This is a genomic window from Campylobacter sp. US25a, assembly GCF_004379075.1.
In the GTDB taxonomy this organism is placed as follows: domain Bacteria; phylum Campylobacterota; class Campylobacteria; order Campylobacterales; family Campylobacteraceae; genus Campylobacter_D; species Campylobacter_D jejuni.
In genome coordinates, this window is the sequence record NZ_RYYM01000003.1 from 1 (window position 1) to 17,906 (window position 17,906).

Sequence of the window (17,906 nt, forward strand, 5' to 3'; positions counted from 1 at the left end):
AATCAGCTATTATTTCTAGTACAGTAAGTGATATAGCTAATAATATCTTAGAAGATGTTAAGAAGAAGAGGTTTTAATCTTAGATGACTAGCTAAAAAGCTAGTTATCTATATAAAATAATATATGTTTAATTCTTTAAGATTTAATGAAATGTGGTATAGAGAAATTCTAATTGTCAATATTAAGTATTTTCTAAATCAAATACATTTTAGAGTGTGATAAAATTCAGGGTTATCAAAACTTGGAGGAAAAGGAACACTGGCTCTAAATTCTTTATAAGTATTACCTGGAAGTTTGTCTATAATTTCTATAGTGTAAGAAACACTTGTATTTTGCATTTTGGCATTGCGAATATTTTTATCATTGAAAATTTCTCCCCCTACTTTTTTTTGATTTAATATGCTAAGTATCAAATAGCATTTTCTGATTTCAAATTTAGTAAGATTTTGAACCTTTCCGCTTACGATAACACTTTCATGTCTTAGATCTCTTGTGTAGGTTAGTTTGCTAAGATCGGCTTGAGTGGTGAATTGATTGATTGTTAGAAAAATAGAATATATCAAAAGTGCGGTAAAAATAGTAGCTATGGTATAAGAAATCAAAGCCATTTCTTTCTGTTTAACTTTTAGAAAGATTAAAATACAAATCAAGGCAAAGCAAATAAGTAAAATGATAAAAGCTATAATATGAAAAATTGTAAAATGCATTAAAAACACTCCGAAACTAAGCGTATGGTATAGTTATTTTCATAGTTAAAATTTTCGAAAGCAATTCTTTGAAATTGGGTTGCATTTTTCTTTAGATCTTTAATTTCTCTACTTTTTTGTCTAAAAGGGATAAATTTCTTTTTATATTCTTCTATGATATTATCATTAGGTATTTTATCCGCAAAAATTTTAGCTGTAATTTTACATTCTTTAAAATTATTTTTTGAATTATTTGTAATGTTAAAATCAACAATTAAATCATTTGAACTTTGTATTATTTTTTGATCCGTAATAGCGGTTTTCCGAGTTCTTACTTCATTGTCTATTAGTTTATACCCATAGATATAAACTAAAAAACAAACAATAATATCAAATGCAATAATAAAAAGTGCTGCTATAGGTCTATGGCGTAAAAATACACAAAGAAGTAAAACACAAGTGAAGAGAAAAAAAACTAATAAAATCAGCATATAATCTACTAAATATAAATGAGTAGTGTAAAAAAGCACGATTTCTCTTAGTTTTTCCACTTGCGTATCCTTTTAGTTCATGTTGGCAGAACTTTGCTTTTTAGCATCTTTGGTATCAACCCAAATGTTTGGTACTGCTCCACCTGGAGTTAAGAAAATTTTAGCATCTTGATTGACTTTTAAAGCTTCATTAAATTCTTTTTGAGTTTCAATTTGCTTTAAATTTAGTAAAGGAGTGTTTAAGCTGTTTGCGATTTCTTTATTAGAATAAGCTTGTGCATCTGCTTCTATCTTAACAGCCATAGCTTTACCTTTGGCACTGATTATAGTTGCATTTGCTTCCCCTTCAGCTAAGGCAGCTTTTTTTAAGGCTTCTTGATTAGCTCTTTCTACTTCATATTTAGTTCTTTCAGCCTCTTGTTTTGCAATTTGCACGCGTTCGATTTGTTCTTTTACTTTTGAAGGTAAAATAATTTCTCTAAGTTGTACAGCGCGAAGTTCTACAGGTTCGTTTGGTTGGGCTTCTATGGTTTTTCTTATACCTTCTTCTATTTGAGTGGCTATTGTATTACGATTAGTAGGAAGTTCTTCGGCTGTGTATTTTCCTACAACACTTCGCACTACATCACGAACAACTGGATCAATAATTTTATTTTCCCAATTTAAGCTCCAAGTAGCTATAGTTTGAGGAACTTGCAAAGGATTTAAGCGGTATTGTACTGTAACATCAATAGATACAGGCAATCCACGAGAGTCAAGTACAGAAATACTATTTTTATTAATTACACCTGAACCTGAAGATAAATTTTCATTACTTCCCTCTATAGAAGCATAGTTGATTTGTCTTACTCTAGTATCGATTATGGTTATTTTTTGTACAAAAGGTAAGAAAAAGTGAAGTCCTGGTTCTAATGGATTTGGGTCATATTTACCTGTTGTTGATTTAATCCCCATTTCTCCAGAATTTATTACCATAAAAGGTTTTGCAACGATTAAAAATAAGATAATAATAATCACCCCATAAATAAGCGGAGAGAATTTTCCAAAACCTTTAAAATTAAATTCTGGTGTTTTGAAATTGAAATTTTGACGGTTGTTGTTTCCGTTATTGTTAGAATTTCCATTTTTTTTATTGAAATAATCATTCAAATCAGCTGGCATTTATTTCCTTTTTTAAATATAAGTTAGCATAGATGCGTATTTTTGATTGCGTCCATAAACTACATCAAAATAAGCATCTTGAAGTTTTTTAGTTACAGATCCTCTTAAACCATTTCCTATTATTCTTGCATCAATATTGTTAATAGGTGTGATTTCAGCGGCTGTTCCGGTGAAAAATGCTTCATTAGCAGTGTAAACTTCATCTCTTGAAATTCTTTGGCGAAGCACAGTGACACCAAGATCATGAGCGATTTTAAGCACTGTATCTTGAGTAATGCTTTTTAAAGAAAAATCATTTGGAGGTGTGATTAAAACCCCATCTTTTACAATAAAGAAACATTCTCCTGTTCCTTCTGCGATAAAACCTTCTTCATCAAGCATCAAAGCTTCTTCATAGCCTGCTTCAATAGCTTCAAATTTTGCAATTTGAGAGTTAAGATAATTCGCACTTGCTTTAGCTTTTCCCATGCATGATTTAACACTATTTCTTGCAAAAGACGAAATTTTTACTTTTATGCCTTTTTCTAAACCTTCTTCTCCAAGGTAAGCACCCCATTCCCAAGCTGCAATCCCAACTCTTACAGGAGCTTTTATATGATAAAGTCCCATAACTCCATCGCCTAAGAAGATCAAAGGGCGGATATAGACATTGCTTTTAAAATTGTTTGCTTTTAATAGTTCAATTTGTGCATTTTCAAGCTCTTTTTGAGAAAAAGGACAATTTAAAAGAGTAATTTTTGCAGACTCTAAAAGTCTTTTGGTGTGATCTTCAAGTCTGAAAATTGCCAATCCTTTATCTGTTTTATAGGCTCTAGTTCCTTCAAAAACAGCATTGCCATAATGCAAAGAGTGGGTTAAAAAGTGTAAAGTTGCATCTTTAAAATCAACTAATTTTCCATCCATCCAAATTTTATCTGCTGAGATCATTTTTTACCTTTTATAGTTGTTTATTTCTTAAAAAATATTATTTTAAGAATAAATCGGGATTTTATCAAAAATATACTAACAATAAGCTTTTATTAAATTAAGGTTTTTTGTTAAAAAAAATATTAGGTATTTTTTGAAATAATTATAAAAAATTATCGTTAAAAAGGAGAAACAATGCCATTAGTAAATATTAAATTAGCAAAACCGGCTTTAAGCAAAGAGCAAAAAGCAGAACTTATAGCTGATATTACTGAGCTTTTAAGTAAAAAATATAATAAAAGCAAAGAAAGAGTTGTGGTGGTTTTAGAAGATGTAGAAAATTATGACATAGGCTTTGGTGGAGAAAGCGTTGAAGCTATCAAAGCAAAGGCAAGTAAATGAGTTTAAACATAGGAGATAAAGCACCTCAATTTGAGCTTTTAAATCAAGACGGGGTAAAAATAGCCTTAAAAGATTTTATTGGCAAAAAGGTGATTTTGTATTTTTATCCAAAAGATAATACCCCAGGTTGTACTACAGAAGCTTGTGATTTTAGTGCAAATTATGATAAATTTAATGATAAAAATGCAGTGATTATTGGTATCAGTCCTGATAGTGTGACAAGTCATGAAAAATTCATCTCTAAATTTGATTTAAAGCATATTTTACTTAGCGATAGTGAAAAAGAAGTTGCTAAAGCTTATGGAGTTTGGGGACTTAAGAAAAATTACGGAAAAGAATACGAAGGTCTTATCCGCTCTACTTTTGTTGTCGATGAAACAGGTAAGATTGCTCAAATTTATAGCAATGTGCGTGTGAAAGATCATGCTTTAAAAGTGCTTGAAAGTCTTTAATGCTAGTGCATATTTGTTGTAGCGTAGATAGTCATTATTTTGTTGAAGAACTTAGAAAAACTTATCCTAATGAAAAAATCATAGGGTATTTTTATGATCCAAATATCCATCCTTTAAGCGAATACGAACTAAGATTTTTAGATGTAAAAAGATCTTGTGATAAACTTGGTATCAAGCTTTATAAAGGTGAGTATGAGTATGAAAAATGGCTTAATGCTGTGCGTGGTTATGAAAATGAGCCTGAAAAAGGTGCAAGGTGTGAAATTTGCTTTGATGTAAGAATGGGATCTAGTGTTAAATTTGCTGCTAAAATAGGAGAAAAAAAGCTTACTACTACCCTTTTAACCAGCCCTAAAAAAGATTTAGAACAGTTAAAAAATGCTTTACAAAAGGAATGTGAGCCTTATGGAGTAGAGTTTTTAGCTCCTGATTTTCGTAAAAATGGCGGCACTCAAAGGCAGTTTGCTTTAGCAAAAAAAGAAATGCTTTATCATCAAAACTATTGTGGTTGTATTTATGGGCTTAAAAAACAAAAACAAGATAAGAATTTTATTGATGAATTAATGTCTCCTGCAAATAAGCAAATTTTACCTGCAAGTATAGAAGCAAGAATAGCTCTTTATAAAAAAGTAGTTTTATGGGAAAAAAAAGGTATAAAATTTGAAATTTTAAGAGAGAAATTTTTAAATTATCGTCTTTTAAGTGCTTTAATAAAATTAGATAAAAAGCCTGTTAAATCTCATATTTTATTTTATTCGCATTTTAAAAACGCTTATACAAGATTTTCTTTGGATGAGGAAAATTTAAAACAAAATTTAAAAGAAGGCTTTTATAGAAGCACTAAAGATGAAATGGTTTTTGTTGAATTTTGGCGTTTTAATGCATTTTTTAAAAACAAATGGAAAAATTTTGAAGATTTTTTAAAAAGACCTTTGAGTGTGCAAGCAGAAACTAAATGGCGTAATAAATTGTTTGGAACTTATAATCTTAGCCCTATTATCATCCTTGAAAATATTTTACCTTCAAGATATGAAGTGATAGCAAAAAGTGAAATTTATCATGATAATCAAGAGGTGCTTGTAGAAATTTAAGAAATTTATTAAGAAAAACTTTTTTTGTTAATGTAATTTTTAATGATTTTTTTATATAATAAAATTTTTAATTGTTTTCAAGGTTAATTTAATAATGATAGATGTAATGCAAATTCAAGAAATCTTACCGCACCGTTATCCTTTTTTACTAGTAGATAAAATTACAGAATTAAAAGTTAAAGAAGTGGTTCGAGGATATAAAAACATCAGTATAAGTGACCATGTTTTTATGGGGCATTTTCCAGAACATCCTATTTATCCTGGAGTTTTGATTTTAGAAGGTATGGCTCAAACAGGCGGAGTTTTAGCTTTTGAAAGCATGGAAGATAAAGTGGATCCAAAAAGTAAAGTAGTTTATTTCACAGGTATAGATGGAGCAAAATTTAGAAATCCTGTGCGTCCTGGAGATAGGCTTGATTATGAAATGAGCGTGGTTAAAAATCGTGGTAATATGTGGATTTTTAAAGGGCAAGCTTTTGTAGATGGAAATTTAGTTGCAGAGGCCGAGCTTAAAGCTATGATAGTGGATAAATAATGAAAAAAATTCATCCAAGCGCGGTGATTGAAGAGGGCGCACAACTTGGTGATGATGTTGTAATAGAAGCTTATGCTTATGTAGGTAAAGATACTAAAATAGGTAATGATGTTGTCATCAAACAAGGTGCTCGAATTCTTTCAGATACAACTATAGGTGATCATTCTCGTGTATTTTCTTATGCTATAGTAGGCGATATTCCTCAAGACATATCTTATAAAGAAGAGCAAAAAAGCGGTGTTGTTATAGGAAAAAATGCAACTATTAGAGAATTTGCAACGATAAATTCAGGTACAGCTAAAGGAGATGGTTTTACTCGTATAGGCCATAATGCTTTTATTATGGCTTATTGTCATATTGCTCATGATTGTCTTTTAGGTAATAATATTATTTTAGCTAATAATGCAACTTTAGCAGGACATGTAGAGCTTGGAGATTTTACGGTTGTAGGCGGGCTTACACCTATTCATCAATTTGTCAAAGTAGGCGAGGGTTGTATGATAGCAGGAGCAAGTGCACTTTCTCAGGATATAGTACCGTTTTGTTTAGCAGAAGGAAATCGTGCAAGTATTAGAAGTTTAAATTTAGTAGGTATTCGTCGTCGTTTTGATAAAGATGAAGTAGATAGACTTAGCAGAGCTTTTAAAACTTTATTTAGGCAAGGAGACTTAAAAGAAAATGCTAAAAATTTGCTTGAAAATCAAGAAAGTGAAAATGTTAAAAAAATGTGCCATTTTATATTAGAAACAAAGCGCGGAATTCCTGTCTATAGGGGTAAAAATAATGCCTAGAAAATGTAGTTTTTGCAATGAAGTGGAGAATCCACAAAGAAGAATTTTAGCAAATGAAAATGATGATGCTTTTATTTGTGAATATTGCGTTGAAGGTGCTTATAGTATTATTTATGGAGAAGAAAAAGAATTTAAAGAACCTAAACAAAGCTATAATACAGAATTTAAAGATATCACTCCAAAAGAATTAAAAGCTTATTTAGATCGTTATGTCATAGGGCAAGATAGAGCTAAAAAAGTTTTTAGTGTTGGAGTATACAATCATTATAAAAGACTTTTTAAAGCCGAACTTCAAGATGATGATACAGAGCTTTTTAAGTCAAATATTTTACTTGTTGGGCCAACAGGAAGTGGAAAAACTTTATTAGCACAAACTTTGGCTAAATTTTTAGATGTACCTATAGCAATTTGTGATGCAACTTCTTTAACTGAAGCAGGATATGTAGGTGAGGATGTGGAAAATATTTTAACACGTCTTTTACAAGCTGCAGATGGAGATGTGCAAAGAGCTCAAAAAGGTATAGTTTTTATTGATGAGATTGATAAAATTGCTAGAATGAGTGAAAATCGTTCTATTACTCGTGATGTAAGTGGAGAGGGTGTGCAACAAGCTTTACTTAAGATTATCGAAGGAAGTTTGGTAAATATTCCACCAAAAGGGGGAAGAAAACATCCAAATCAAGAATTTATACAAATTGACACTTCAAATATTTTATTTGTTTGTGGTGGAGCTTTTGATGGTTTGGAAACTATCTTAAAAAGAAAACTTGGCGATAAAGTTGTGGGATTTTTTGATGATGCAAAAGAAGAAAATAAAGCTTTACTTGAGAAAATCGAACCTGATGATTTGGTGCATTTTGGTTTGATTCCTGAGCTTATAGGTCGTTTGCATGTGATTGCATCTTTAAATGAGCTTAATGAAGAGGATATGGTAAGAATTTTAACTGAGCCTAAAAATGCCATTATTAAACAATATCAAAAGCTTTTTGCTATTGATGGGGTAAATTTAAAATTTGAAGAAGATGCTCTAAGAGCTATCGCACAACTTGCATTGGAGAGAAAAACAGGGGCTAGGGGACTTAGAAGTATTATAGAAGAAATGATGGTAGATTTAATGTTTGAGTTACCAGAGTATAAAAATTATGATATTGTAATAACTAAAGAAGTTGTTAAAGACAATGCAAAAGCATTATTAATAAAAAGAAAAATAAGTTAAAAGGATAGAAATGATATTAGATCAACTTATAGGATTTTTTTCTAGTGATATGGGGATTGATTTAGGAACAGCTAATACGCTAGTTTTGATAAAAGATAAGGGTATAGTGATAAATGAGCCTTCTGTTGTGGCAGTTGAAAGAGAAAGGTATGGTTCCAAAGCAAAAATTTTAGCCGTAGGTAAAGAAGCTAAAGATATGGTGGGAAAAACTCCAGGCAATATCGAAGCTATTCGTCCTATGAAAGATGGCGTGATTGCAGATTTTGATATGACTGAAAAAATGATCCGCTATTTTATAGAAAAAACACACCGTAGAAAAAGTTTTTTACGCCCTAGAATTATCATTTCTGTTCCTTATGGTTTAACTCAAGTAGAAAGAAAAGCGGTAAGAGAAAGTGCTTTAAGCGCAGGTGCAAGAGAGGTATTTTTGATTGAAGAGCCTATGGCAGCAGCTATTGGTGCAAGTTTACCTATACAAGAGCCTAAAGGAAATTTGGTAGTAGATATAGGGGGTGGAACTACTGAGATTGGAGTGATTTCTTTGGGTGGACTTGTGATTTCAAAGTCTATTCGTACGGCTGGAGATAAGCTTGATATGAGTATAGTTAATTATGTAAAAGAAAAATATAATCTTATCATAGGTGAAAGAACAGGCGAAGAGATCAAAATCACTATAGGTTCAGCAATACAACTTCCAAAAGAGCTTTCTATGGTGGTAAAAGGACGCGATCAAGTAAGTGGACTTTTAAGTCGTATTGAACTTACAAGCGAAGATGTAAGAGAAGCGATGCGTGAGTATTTAAAAGAAATTGCTGATGCTTTAAAAATGGTTCTTGAAATGATGCCGCCTGATTTAGCAAGTGATATAGTAGAAAATGGTGTAGTTTTAACAGGTGGCGGAGCATTGATTCGTGGTCTTGATAAATACTTAAGTGAAATTGTACGTTTGCCAGTTTATATCGCAGATGAACCGCTTTTAGCTGTAGCAAAAGGAACAGGTAAAGCTTTAGAGGAAATTTCATTATTACAACAATTAACCAATGAAGAATAAGATTTTTTATGTTCTTGTCTTAGCCTTTTTGGTTTTTATATCTTTTTATTATGGAGGACTTATCAAGCAGAATGTTCTCCGTGTTAATGACTTTGTTATAGGTAATTTTTATAATATTAAAGATTATTTGGGAGAAAAAATTTCAGAACATTTTAATCAAGCAAATCAAATTCAGCAATTAAAAGCTAGAAATAAAGAATTAGAAGACATTGCTGTAAAGGTAACTAGCTTTGCAAATCAATTAAATCGTATTTTAGAGGATCAAAATTCTACAAAATATTTACCTCAAGTTTCTTTAACTAGAGTTATTTCTTATGTTCAATTGAATGATTATAAAAAATTATGGCTAGATTGGAGCAAAATTCCCGTTGGTAAAAATCGCGGTTTAATATATCAAGGATATACTGCAGGTATAGCTATTAATAAAGATGGCAGAACAATGGCTCTTCTGCAAGGTGATGATCAGTGTGTTTTTTCTGTTTATATAGGAAAATCCAAAGCTCCAGGTTTAATTCAAGGTGAAAATGGCAAGGTTGTGGTTAAATTTATTCCAAAGTGGGCGAAAATTAATGTCGGAGATGAAATCTTAACAAGTGGACTTGATAATATTTTCTTTTCGGATGTCCCTGTTGGGATTGTGAATAGAGTTGATGATGAAGATATGTATCAAAGTGTAGAAGTAAAGCCTTATGTTAAGATCAGTATTCCTGCTTATTTATATGTAGTAGATAATTTATAAGTCAAGGGTTAGACTTTTTAAAAATTTTCTATATTTTTACTAATTATTATAACTTTGTTTAATGCTAAAAATTTTGTTAAATTATCAAATAAATTTTTATAATCGAATGAGAATTTTATAAAAATCTTAAATTTCTTTATGTATTATTTCCTAGATTAAAAGCAGGGTGTTTATTTTTTAAAATTATATCAATAATTTCAAAGTTTATAAAACTAATTTTTGTTATAATCAGCTCAAATTCATGCTCTTAGGAAAATTTATGCCAAAACGAACAGATATTAAAAGCATTTTACTTATAGGAAGTGGTCCTATTGTGATAGGACAAGCTTGTGAATTTGATTATTCTGGAACTCAAGCCGCAAAGACTTTAAAAGAGTTAGGATATCGTGTAGTATTAATCAACTCAAATCCTGCAACTATCATGACAGATCCTGAATTTGCAGATGCAACTTATATAGAACCCATAACAAAAGAAAGTATTTTAAGTATTATTAAAAAAGAAAAAATTGATGCAATTTTGCCAACTATGGGCGGACAAGTAGCGTTAAATGTTGCTATGGAAGTTTATGAAAGCGGACTTTTAGGAGATGTAAAATTTTTAGGCGCAAATCCTGAGTCGATTAAAAAGGGCGAAGATCGTCAGGTCTTTAAAGAATGTATGAAAAAAATCGGTATGGATTTGCCAAAATCGATGTATGCGTATAATTATGATGAAGCTTTAAAAGCCGTAGATGAAATCGGCTTTCCTTTGATGATCCGTGCTTCTTATACTTTAGGAGGTGCTGGAAGTGGTGTGGTTTATAATATGGACGAATTTAAAGAACTTGCCAATACTGCTTTAGCTTTATCGCCTATCCATGAAATTTTGATTGAAGAAAGTTTGTTAGGTTGGAAAGAATATGAAATGGAAGTTATACGCGATAGAGCGGATAATTGTATCATAGTTTGTAGTATAGAAAATATCGATCCTATGGGAGTTCATACAGGAGATAGTATTACAATAGCTCCAGCATTAACTTTGACGGATAAAGAATATCAAGTTATGCGTAATGCTTCTTTTGCTATTTTGCGTGAAATTGGCGTAGATACAGGTGGAAGTAATGTACAATTTGCTATCAACCCAAAAAATGGAAGAATGATAGTTATAGAAATGAATCCAAGAGTTTCAAGATCAAGTGCTTTAGCTTCTAAGGCAACGGGTTATCCTATAGCAAAGGTTGCGACACTTTTGGCAGTAGGCTTTAGTTTAGATGAGATTAAAAATGACATTACAGGAACTCCTGCATCTTTCGAGCCTGTGATTGATTACATTGTAACAAAAATTCCTCGCTTTACTTTTGAAAAATTTCCAGGAGCAAATACAACTTTAGGTACAGCTATGAAAAGTGTGGGTGAGGTAATGGCTATAGGACGCACTTTTAAAGAAAGTATACAAAAAGCACTTTGTTCTCTTGAGCGTTCTTTGAGTGGTTTTGATAGAGTGAAATTTGAAGATAAAAACGATCTTATCTTTAAAATTCGCAACGCTAACGAAAAGCGTTTGCTTTATGTTGCTCAAGCTTTTAGGGAAGGTTTTAGCGTAGAAGAACTTTATGAGCTTTGTAAAATAGATCCTTGGTTTTTAACACAGATTAAAGAAATTGTAGATTTTGAAGAGCAAATTGATATGGATATTTTAAACAATAAAGCTCTTTTGAGAAAGGCAAAAACTATGGGCTTTTCAGATAAAATGATAGCCTTGCTTGTAAATTTGAAAGATAATTTAGAATTAAGCCAAAATGATATTTATTATGCGAGAATGAAGCAAAAAATCATCGCAGAATTTAGCGAAGTAGATACTTGTGCGGGTGAATTTGAAGCTTTAACTCCTTATCTTTATTCAAGTATCAATGTAAGCGAACTCACTCAAAGTAAAAACGATGCTAAGGATAAAAAAGAAAAAAAAGTGATGATTATAGGTGGGGGGCCAAACCGCATAGGACAGGGTATAGAATTTGACTATGCTTGCGTACATGCTTCTTTTGCGCTTAAAGATATGGGTATTAAAACCATTATGTATAATTGTAATCCTGAAACCGTTTCGACTGACTATGATACAAGTGATATTTTGTATTTCGAGCCTATTGATTTTGAACATTTAAGAGCGGTGATTGAGCGTGAAAAACCTGATGGAGTGATTGTGCATTTTGGTGGACAAACTCCTTTGAAATTTGCTAAGCGTTTGAGTGCTTTTGGAGCTAAGATTATAGGTACTAGCGCAAGAGTAATTGATATGGCAGAAGACAGAAAGAAATTTGCCGAATTTATTACAAAACTAGGTATCAATCAGCCAAAAAATTCCACTGCAACAAGTGTGGAAGAAGCGGTGCTTAAAGCTAGTGATATAGGATATCCTGTGCTTGTAAGACCAAGTTATGTTTTAGGTGGGCGTGCGATGCGTGTGGTAAATGATGAGGCCGAACTTAGACTCTATATGCAAGAAGCTGTAGATGTGAGCGATAAAAGTCCTGTTTTGATCGATCAGTTTTTAGACAATGCTACAGAAATTGATGTTGATGCGATTTGTGATGGCAAAGATGTTTATGTGGCAGGAATTATGGAGCATATAGAAGAAGCAGGAATTCATTCAGGCGATAGTGCTTGTTCTTTACCACCTTGCAATATCGATGAAAAAATGCAAGAATTTATTGCACAAAAAACCGCAGATATTGCTTTAAATTTAGGAGTTGTAGGGCTTTTAAATATACAATTTGCTTTACATAATAATGAGCTTTATATGATAGAAGTAAATCCTAGAGCTAGTCGTACTGTGCCTTTTGTTAGTAAAGCTACGGGTATCCCTTTGGCAAAAGTAGCAACGCGTGTGATGTGGCAAGGAAATTTAAAAGAAGCTTTGAAATTTTATGATACTTTCAAAGTGGTTAATTTTGATACTAAAATTTTACGCCCTAAAACTCCAAAATATATGAGTGTAAAAGAAGCAGTATTTCCATTTGCAAAACTTAGTGGAAGTGATTTAGAATTAGGCCCTGAAATGCGTTCAACAGGTGAAGTTATGGGTATAAGTAAGGATTTTGCAAATTCTTACGCAAAAAGTCAAATCGCATCGTTTAATCATCTTCCAGAGCAAGGCGTGGTATTTATCTCCTTAAAAGATAAGGATAAAAAATATACCAAAAAAATCGCTGCAGAATATGTAAAACTTGGCTTTAAACTTATGGCAACCAGGGGAACTTGCAAGGAAATTTTAGAAAGTGGTTTTGAGTGTGAGCTTGTACATAAAATTTCAGAAGGACGCCCCAATGTTGAAGATAAATTGAAAAATGGAGAAATTCACTTAGTTATCAATACAAGCGATAGTCACAGTTTTAAAGGTGATACGAAAAAAATTCGTGAAAATATCATTCGTTTTAAAATACCTTATTTTACAAATTTACGATCAGCTTTAGCAGGTGCAAAATCGATTAAAGCTATACAGAGTAAATCTTGCTTAGATGTAAAGAGTTTGCAAGAGTGGCTTAAATCTTGATTTATTTAGCTCAAACAGATACTACGGTAGGATTTTTAAGTAAAAATTTAGAAGAGATTAATGCTTTAAAAGGTAGAGATAAAAATCAACCTTGCTTAATCACTTCTGCGAAATTTTGCGAGTTAAAAAGTTTAGCAAGAATTCCAAAATCTTTTAAAAATTTAGTACGTCGTTCCAAAAAAACAACTTTTATTTATCCAAATAATCAGGCCATTCGCGTTGTGAAAGAGTGTAAACATGCGAATTTTTTAAGTAAAAATGGCTATTTTTATTCATCTTCGGCAAATAAGCATGGAAAAGAATTTGATGAAGAATGGGCTAGAAGTGTTGCTGATATAATACTTGATGATAAATTTTTCGAAAATATCCCATCAAAAATATTAAAACTTTCAAAGAATAAAATGATAAAAATACGTTAATTAAAGAGCTTTTAAAATATCTTCAAAAGCAATACAAAATTGCTCTATGCCATCGCTTAACAAATCATTGCAAGCTTTTTCTCGTTCACTTTGAGAAATGATTTGATTAAGTTCTGTATAAATTTCAAAATTCATTAAAGGTTTTTTAAAATCCATTTTTCCTTTAAATACCTCTATTGCATCAAGAGGAGCAGTATTAACAGAATTCTCAAAAAGAAGTTCTTTGATATAATAGTCTTTTGGCAGATCATCTCCTTTAACTCCAGTGCTTGCAAACAAGGCGCGAATATTAGGTTCATTTTTTGAGTAGATATTGTTATAAGCTAAATTTGCATTTAAAATTCCAATACGATTTTGCTCTTTGGCTTTAGGATTTAAAAGTCTATCAAAACGACTTACAAAAATACTTATAACAGCTTGTGGTGTTCTAGTATTTTGTTCTTTTAAGGCTATATTGTTTTTTCTAAATTCGACTAAACCTGCATTTAAAGCTTCAAAACATTTTTGACTTTGTTCAAGAGAAAAAATTAAGGTAGCATTGACGCTAATACCATTTTTCATAAGTTCATACATTACTTCATAAGAAGCTTTTGTAGCTGGAATTTTAATCATTACATTTTCTTTGCTAATAGCACTATAAAGTCTTTTAGCTTCGCCTAAACTAAGAGTCGTGTTATCATGAAGTCTTGGATCTATTTCAATACTTATAAATCCATCGTTTTTTTGATAAAAAAGAGGAGCTAATTTATCAGCTGCTTTTTGAATATCAGAAATTGCTAATTCTTCATAAATATCTTTTGTTTTTTTTCCTTTTAATTTAAGAATTTTATCTTTATAAATTGGAGAATTTAAAATAGCATTTTTAAAAATAGCAGGATTTGAAGTAGCACCATTAATTCCATGTGATAATAAATTTAAAAATTCATTATCTAAAAAACTATTTTCTATAAAATCACACCAAAGAGAAAAATTTTTCATTATATTGCCTTTATTATTTCTTTTAAGTCTTTTATATCTATGCAAATATCAGCTTGAGAACGTAAAATTTCTTTAGCACAAAATGCAATCTTTAATCCACTTTCATTAAACATTGCCAAATCATTTGCCCCATCGCCAACACACATCACTTCATCTGTTTTCAAATTTAAAAAGCTTTTTAATCGTTGTAGCATTAAGCCTTTTGAATTTGAAAACATCATTTCTCCACCAACTAGCCCTGTTAAAATGTCATTTTTATGATGCAGATAATTTGCAAAACCGAGGTTAATTCCAAGTTTTTGCATAGCAGGATCTATGCCTTCATGAAAACCACCGCTAAAAATAACAATTTGTATATTTTTAGATTTTAAATATTGGATAAGCTCATGTGCTCCATGCATTAGTGGAAGTGTGCTACTTAATTCTAAAACTTTTTTATAAGACATACCTTTTAAAAGGCTTACTCGTTTTTGAAGACTTTCGAAAAAATCAAGTTCTCCAGCCATAGCATGGTGGGTAATTTCGCTTGTTTGATCACCCTTGCCATGTGCTGTAGCTAAAATATCGATGGTTTCACCATCCATTAAAGTAGCGTCAAAGTCAAAAACACAAAGTTTAATCATTAAAATTCGCGCTTAAGTAAAGCTTCCACTTTGAGTATAGTTAAGATATTTTCATCTCTTTTTCCTATGCCATAAATCATACCTTTGTCTTTAACTAAAGTTTCAGGTGGCGGATCGATTCTGTTTCTGTGAATTTTAATTGCTTCAGTTAATCTATCTATAACAAAACCAGCATTTCCTCCAACTCCAGTTCCATTTGTCTCACCTCTTAAAACAATATATCTTGTTTGAGGTGTCATTTTAGAACTTCCTAAATGAAAGCGTTGAGCTAGATCAATGAGTGGCATAACATTACCACGCATATTAAAAACCCCTAGAACATAATCAGGTACGCTAGGAACTCTAGTATATTCTATAGGTTTGATGATTTCTTGTATATTAAGAATTGGAATCGCATATTCCTCATCTCCAACTACAAAGCCGACAAGTTGGATGATATCATCTTCTCTTTGATCGACATCAGGACCAGCCATCTGAGTTTGCTGTTTTTGCAAAATTTGCTCTAATTTTTCATTACTCATATTCTTATCCTAGTTTCAAATTTTTTCTAACCACATTTTCCAAGTATTCTGGAGAATAAGGTTTAGTGATATATTCAGTCATACCCACTTCAACACCTCTTAAGCGGTCAGTTTTACTTGTTCTTGAAGTAACTGCAATGAGTGGTAAGTTACGATATTTAGAATACTTTCTAATTTCACCAGCTAAGGTGTATCCATCCATTCTTGGCATTTCGATATCTATAAGCATTGCATCAATATCATGTTCGCCAGATTTTATAATATTCAATGCTTCAACACCATTGGTTGCTTCAATTAAACTAACTCCTAGTGGTTCTAAAGCTTTTTGCATTAAAGTTCTATCCATTTTAGAATCATCTACAATTAAGACTTTATAATCACTTGGTTGTTCTTTAGGTTTTTTCGCACTTGATTCTAATTGCGCTTTAATATCAACTTTAATTTCTTTGGCCATATCCATCATAGCACCTACATCGATGATTAATGTCACTCTACCATCACCACGGATTGTAGCTCCTGCTATACCTTGGATATTTTGTAAATAATCACCCATAGATTTAATAACTATTTCTTCTTGTCCTACAAGAGTATCTACTATAATACCAAGCTTGCTTTCTGCTACCCCTATAACAACGACATAAGTTTGATCACCGCTTTCAAGGACTTGTTTAACTCCAAATACATCTGAAAGTCTCACAAGAGAAAGCACTTCATCTCTTAAGCGTAATACATTTTTACCTTCGATAGTATAGATATCATCAATTGGTACTCTAACTGTTTCAAGAACGCTTGCAAGTGGAATTGCATAGAATTCTTCTTGAGTTCCTACAAGTAAAGATTGAATGATTGCCAAGGTAAGAGGAATTTTAAGTTTAAACGAACTTCCTTTACCTAGCTCACTATCAATTTCAATTACCCCATTTAGTTTTTCGATGTTGGTTTTAACAACATCCATTCCTACACCACGACCTGAAACATTTGTTACTTTAGCCGCAGTTGAAAAACCAGGTTTGAAAATCAAAGCAAAAGCTTCTTTGTCTGTCATTTGATCTGCTTCTCTTTCGGTAATCAAATTTTTCTCTATAGCTTTTGCTTTTAAGCCATTTGGATCAAGTCCTTTACCATCATCTGTAATTTCTACAACGATGTGATTGCCTTCATTATAAGCTTTAAGTTGAACTATACCTTTTTCAGGTTTTCCATTAGCTGCACGAGTTGCTGGATCCTCAACACCATGGTCACATGAATTTCTAATCATATGCATGATAGGATCGCCAATTTCCTCTACGATAGATTTATCAAGTTCAGTTTCTTCACCTGTAATTTCAAGTTCTATTTGCTTTCCTAATTCACGACTCAAATCACGAACAACTCTTGGAAATTTATTGAAAACTTTTGCTATAGGTTGCATTCTTGTTTTCATTACAGCAAGCTGAACATCAGTTGTAATAATACTTAATTGACTTACAACCTGATTAAGTTCTTCAAGGAATTTTTCTCCTTCATAACGCTCTTCAACATCATCGTAAATTTTAAGCAAACGGTTTTTACCTAAAACAAGCTCCCCAATTAGATTCATTAAGTGATCTAATCTTTTTACCTCCACGCGTATGGTTTGATCCATACTGCTAGCATTGCTACCTGAAGCAGGAACTTTTTTCTCTCCACTTTCTGCAGGTTTATTTGCTGTATTGTTAGTCGGTTTAGGTGCCGCATTTGTTGTTTGTTTCTTTTGTGCGCGACGAGCTTGATCTTCAGCTTTTCTAACTTTTAAAAGTCTTTCTATTTCAGCTTCAACTTCAGAATCACTTAATTGATTAACATCTACTTCAGGTTCTGGAGTAGCTATTTCTTGTTTTGGTGCTTCTGGTTCTGCTTGTGGAGTAGATTTTTCATTTGAATCTGTTGCTGCAACAGGAGACTCTCCCTCTGAAATAGCTGTTAATCTTGCGCAAATTGGTTCTATATCCATACCAATAGCAGTATCGTTGCCATTATCACGAATGGAATTAAGCAAAGTTTTCATTCTATCAATAGACTCTAAAACCACATCCATGATATCTGGAGTTATTTTTAACTCGCCATGTCTTGCTTTATTTAAAACATCTTCCATGTGGTGAGTTAACTTTGTTAAAACATCAAAATTTAAGAAACTTGATGATCCTTTAACCGTATGTGCAACACGGAAAATTCTATTTAATAATTCTAAATCTTCTGGATTTGATTCAAGCTCTACTAAATCATGGTCGATTTGCTCAACAAGCTCAAAAGCTTCAACCAAAAAGTCTTCAAGTATTTCTTGCATATCTTCCATA

General features: G+C 31.8%; 18 protein-coding genes. 10 read left to right on the forward strand and 8 right to left on the reverse strand.

The genetic code is table 11. The features are described from left to right. Positions 1-197 precede the first annotated feature (197 nt). Genes ELQ12_RS03430 through ilvE form a run of 4 tightly spaced genes read right to left on the reverse strand, consistent with a single transcriptional unit; the run spans position 198 to position 3,265 of the window. Positions 198-707, reverse strand: a complete 510-nt coding sequence (locus ELQ12_RS03430; RefSeq protein WP_002861050.1) for a DUF2393 family protein — start codon at positions 705-707, stop codon at positions 198-200. After that, complete coding sequence (locus tag ELQ12_RS03435; protein WP_002870863.1) at positions 707-1,237, reverse strand: DUF2393 domain-containing protein; 531 nt, start codon at positions 1,235-1,237, stop codon at positions 707-709. Before ELQ12_RS03435 ends, ELQ12_RS03430 begins: the two co-directional genes overlap by 1 nt. A 12-nt stretch (positions 1,238-1,249) precedes the next feature. Continuing rightward, the gene (locus ELQ12_RS03440; RefSeq protein WP_070243328.1) at positions 1,250-2,338 is read right to left on the reverse strand and encodes a prohibitin family protein; all 1,089 of its coding nucleotides are present in this window, start codon (positions 2,336-2,338) and stop codon (positions 1,250-1,252) included. Between the two features lie 12 nt (positions 2,339-2,350). Continuing rightward, entirely contained in the window at positions 2,351-3,265 is a 915-nt protein-coding gene (gene ilvE, locus ELQ12_RS03445; RefSeq protein ID WP_070243327.1) for a branched-chain-amino-acid transaminase, read from the reverse strand. Between the two features lie 174 nt (positions 3,266-3,439). Between ilvE and ELQ12_RS03450 the strand changes: the two genes are divergently transcribed. The 10 genes from ELQ12_RS03450 (at position 3,440) to ELQ12_RS03495 (ending at position 13,469) form a co-directional block, all read left to right on the forward strand. Next, a complete protein-coding gene (locus tag ELQ12_RS03450; protein ID WP_002870857.1) occupies positions 3,440-3,646 on the forward strand; it encodes a 4-oxalocrotonate tautomerase family protein in 207 nt (68 codons plus the stop codon). After that, entirely contained in the window at positions 3,643-4,098 is a 456-nt protein-coding gene (gene bcp / locus ELQ12_RS03455; RefSeq protein WP_070243326.1) for a thioredoxin-dependent thiol peroxidase, read from the forward strand. The genes ELQ12_RS03450 and bcp overlap by 4 nt, the downstream gene beginning before the upstream one ends. Then, positions 4,098-5,189 (forward strand): epoxyqueuosine reductase QueH, encoded by a 1,092-nt coding sequence (locus ELQ12_RS03460; RefSeq protein WP_070243325.1) that lies wholly within the window; start codon positions 4,098-4,100, stop codon positions 5,187-5,189. Before bcp ends, ELQ12_RS03460 begins: the two co-directional genes overlap by 1 nt. Before the next feature lie 94 nt (positions 5,190-5,283). Then, on the forward strand, positions 5,284-5,724 hold the full coding sequence (gene fabZ / locus ELQ12_RS03465) for a 3-hydroxyacyl-ACP dehydratase FabZ (protein WP_052949480.1): 441 nt from the start codon (positions 5,284-5,286) through the stop codon (positions 5,722-5,724). Beyond that, entirely contained in the window at positions 5,724-6,515 is a 792-nt protein-coding gene (gene lpxA, locus ELQ12_RS03470) for an acyl-ACP--UDP-N-acetylglucosamine O-acyltransferase (protein WP_052949481.1), read from the forward strand. Before fabZ ends, lpxA begins: the two co-directional genes overlap by 1 nt. After that, positions 6,508-7,731: an ATP-dependent Clp protease ATP-binding subunit ClpX gene (gene clpX, locus ELQ12_RS03475; protein WP_002874131.1), complete on the forward strand. Its 1,224-nt coding sequence runs from the start codon at positions 6,508-6,510 to the stop codon at positions 7,729-7,731. Before lpxA ends, clpX begins: the two co-directional genes overlap by 8 nt. Positions 7,732-7,741: 10 nt before the next feature. Beyond that, positions 7,742-8,782: a rod shape-determining protein gene (locus ELQ12_RS03480; RefSeq protein ID WP_002861059.1), complete on the forward strand. Its 1,041-nt coding sequence runs from the start codon at positions 7,742-7,744 to the stop codon at positions 8,780-8,782. Next, positions 8,772-9,521 carry a rod shape-determining protein MreC gene (mreC, locus tag ELQ12_RS03485; protein ID WP_070261202.1) on the forward strand — a complete coding sequence of 250 codons (750 nt, stop codon included), beginning with the start codon at positions 8,772-8,774 and terminating at the stop codon, positions 9,519-9,521. Before ELQ12_RS03480 ends, mreC begins: the two co-directional genes overlap by 11 nt. 259 nt (positions 9,522-9,780) lie before the next feature. Beyond that, on the forward strand, positions 9,781-13,050 hold the full coding sequence (carB, locus tag ELQ12_RS03490) for a carbamoyl-phosphate synthase large subunit (RefSeq protein ID WP_070261201.1): 3,270 nt from the start codon (positions 9,781-9,783) through the stop codon (positions 13,048-13,050). Next, complete coding sequence (locus tag ELQ12_RS03495) at positions 13,047-13,469, forward strand: Sua5 YciO YrdC YwlC family protein (protein WP_134264570.1); 423 nt, start codon at positions 13,047-13,049, stop codon at positions 13,467-13,469. Before carB ends, ELQ12_RS03495 begins: the two co-directional genes overlap by 4 nt. On the opposite strand, the gene ELQ12_RS03500 is transcribed toward ELQ12_RS03495, so the two are convergent. The 4 genes from ELQ12_RS03500 to ELQ12_RS03515 are packed head-to-tail and all read right to left on the reverse strand — an operon-like array spanning position 13,470 to position 17,905. After that, positions 13,470-14,447: a transaldolase gene (locus tag ELQ12_RS03500; protein WP_133401577.1), complete on the reverse strand. Its 978-nt coding sequence runs from the start codon at positions 14,445-14,447 to the stop codon at positions 13,470-13,472. Then, positions 14,447-15,070 (reverse strand): phosphoserine phosphatase SerB, encoded by a 624-nt coding sequence (serB, locus tag ELQ12_RS03505; RefSeq protein WP_002861064.1) that lies wholly within the window; start codon positions 15,068-15,070, stop codon positions 14,447-14,449. The genes ELQ12_RS03500 and serB overlap by 1 nt, the downstream gene beginning before the upstream one ends. Then, the gene (locus ELQ12_RS03510; RefSeq protein ID WP_002826355.1) at positions 15,070-15,591 is read right to left on the reverse strand and encodes a chemotaxis protein CheW; all 522 of its coding nucleotides are present in this window, start codon (positions 15,589-15,591) and stop codon (positions 15,070-15,072) included. The genes serB and ELQ12_RS03510 overlap by 1 nt, the downstream gene beginning before the upstream one ends. Before the next feature lie 4 nt (positions 15,592-15,595). Beyond that, a complete protein-coding gene (locus ELQ12_RS03515; RefSeq protein ID WP_070282932.1) occupies positions 15,596-17,905 on the reverse strand; it encodes a chemotaxis protein CheW in 2,310 nt (769 codons plus the stop codon). Between the last annotated feature and the right edge of the window lies 1 nt (position 17,906).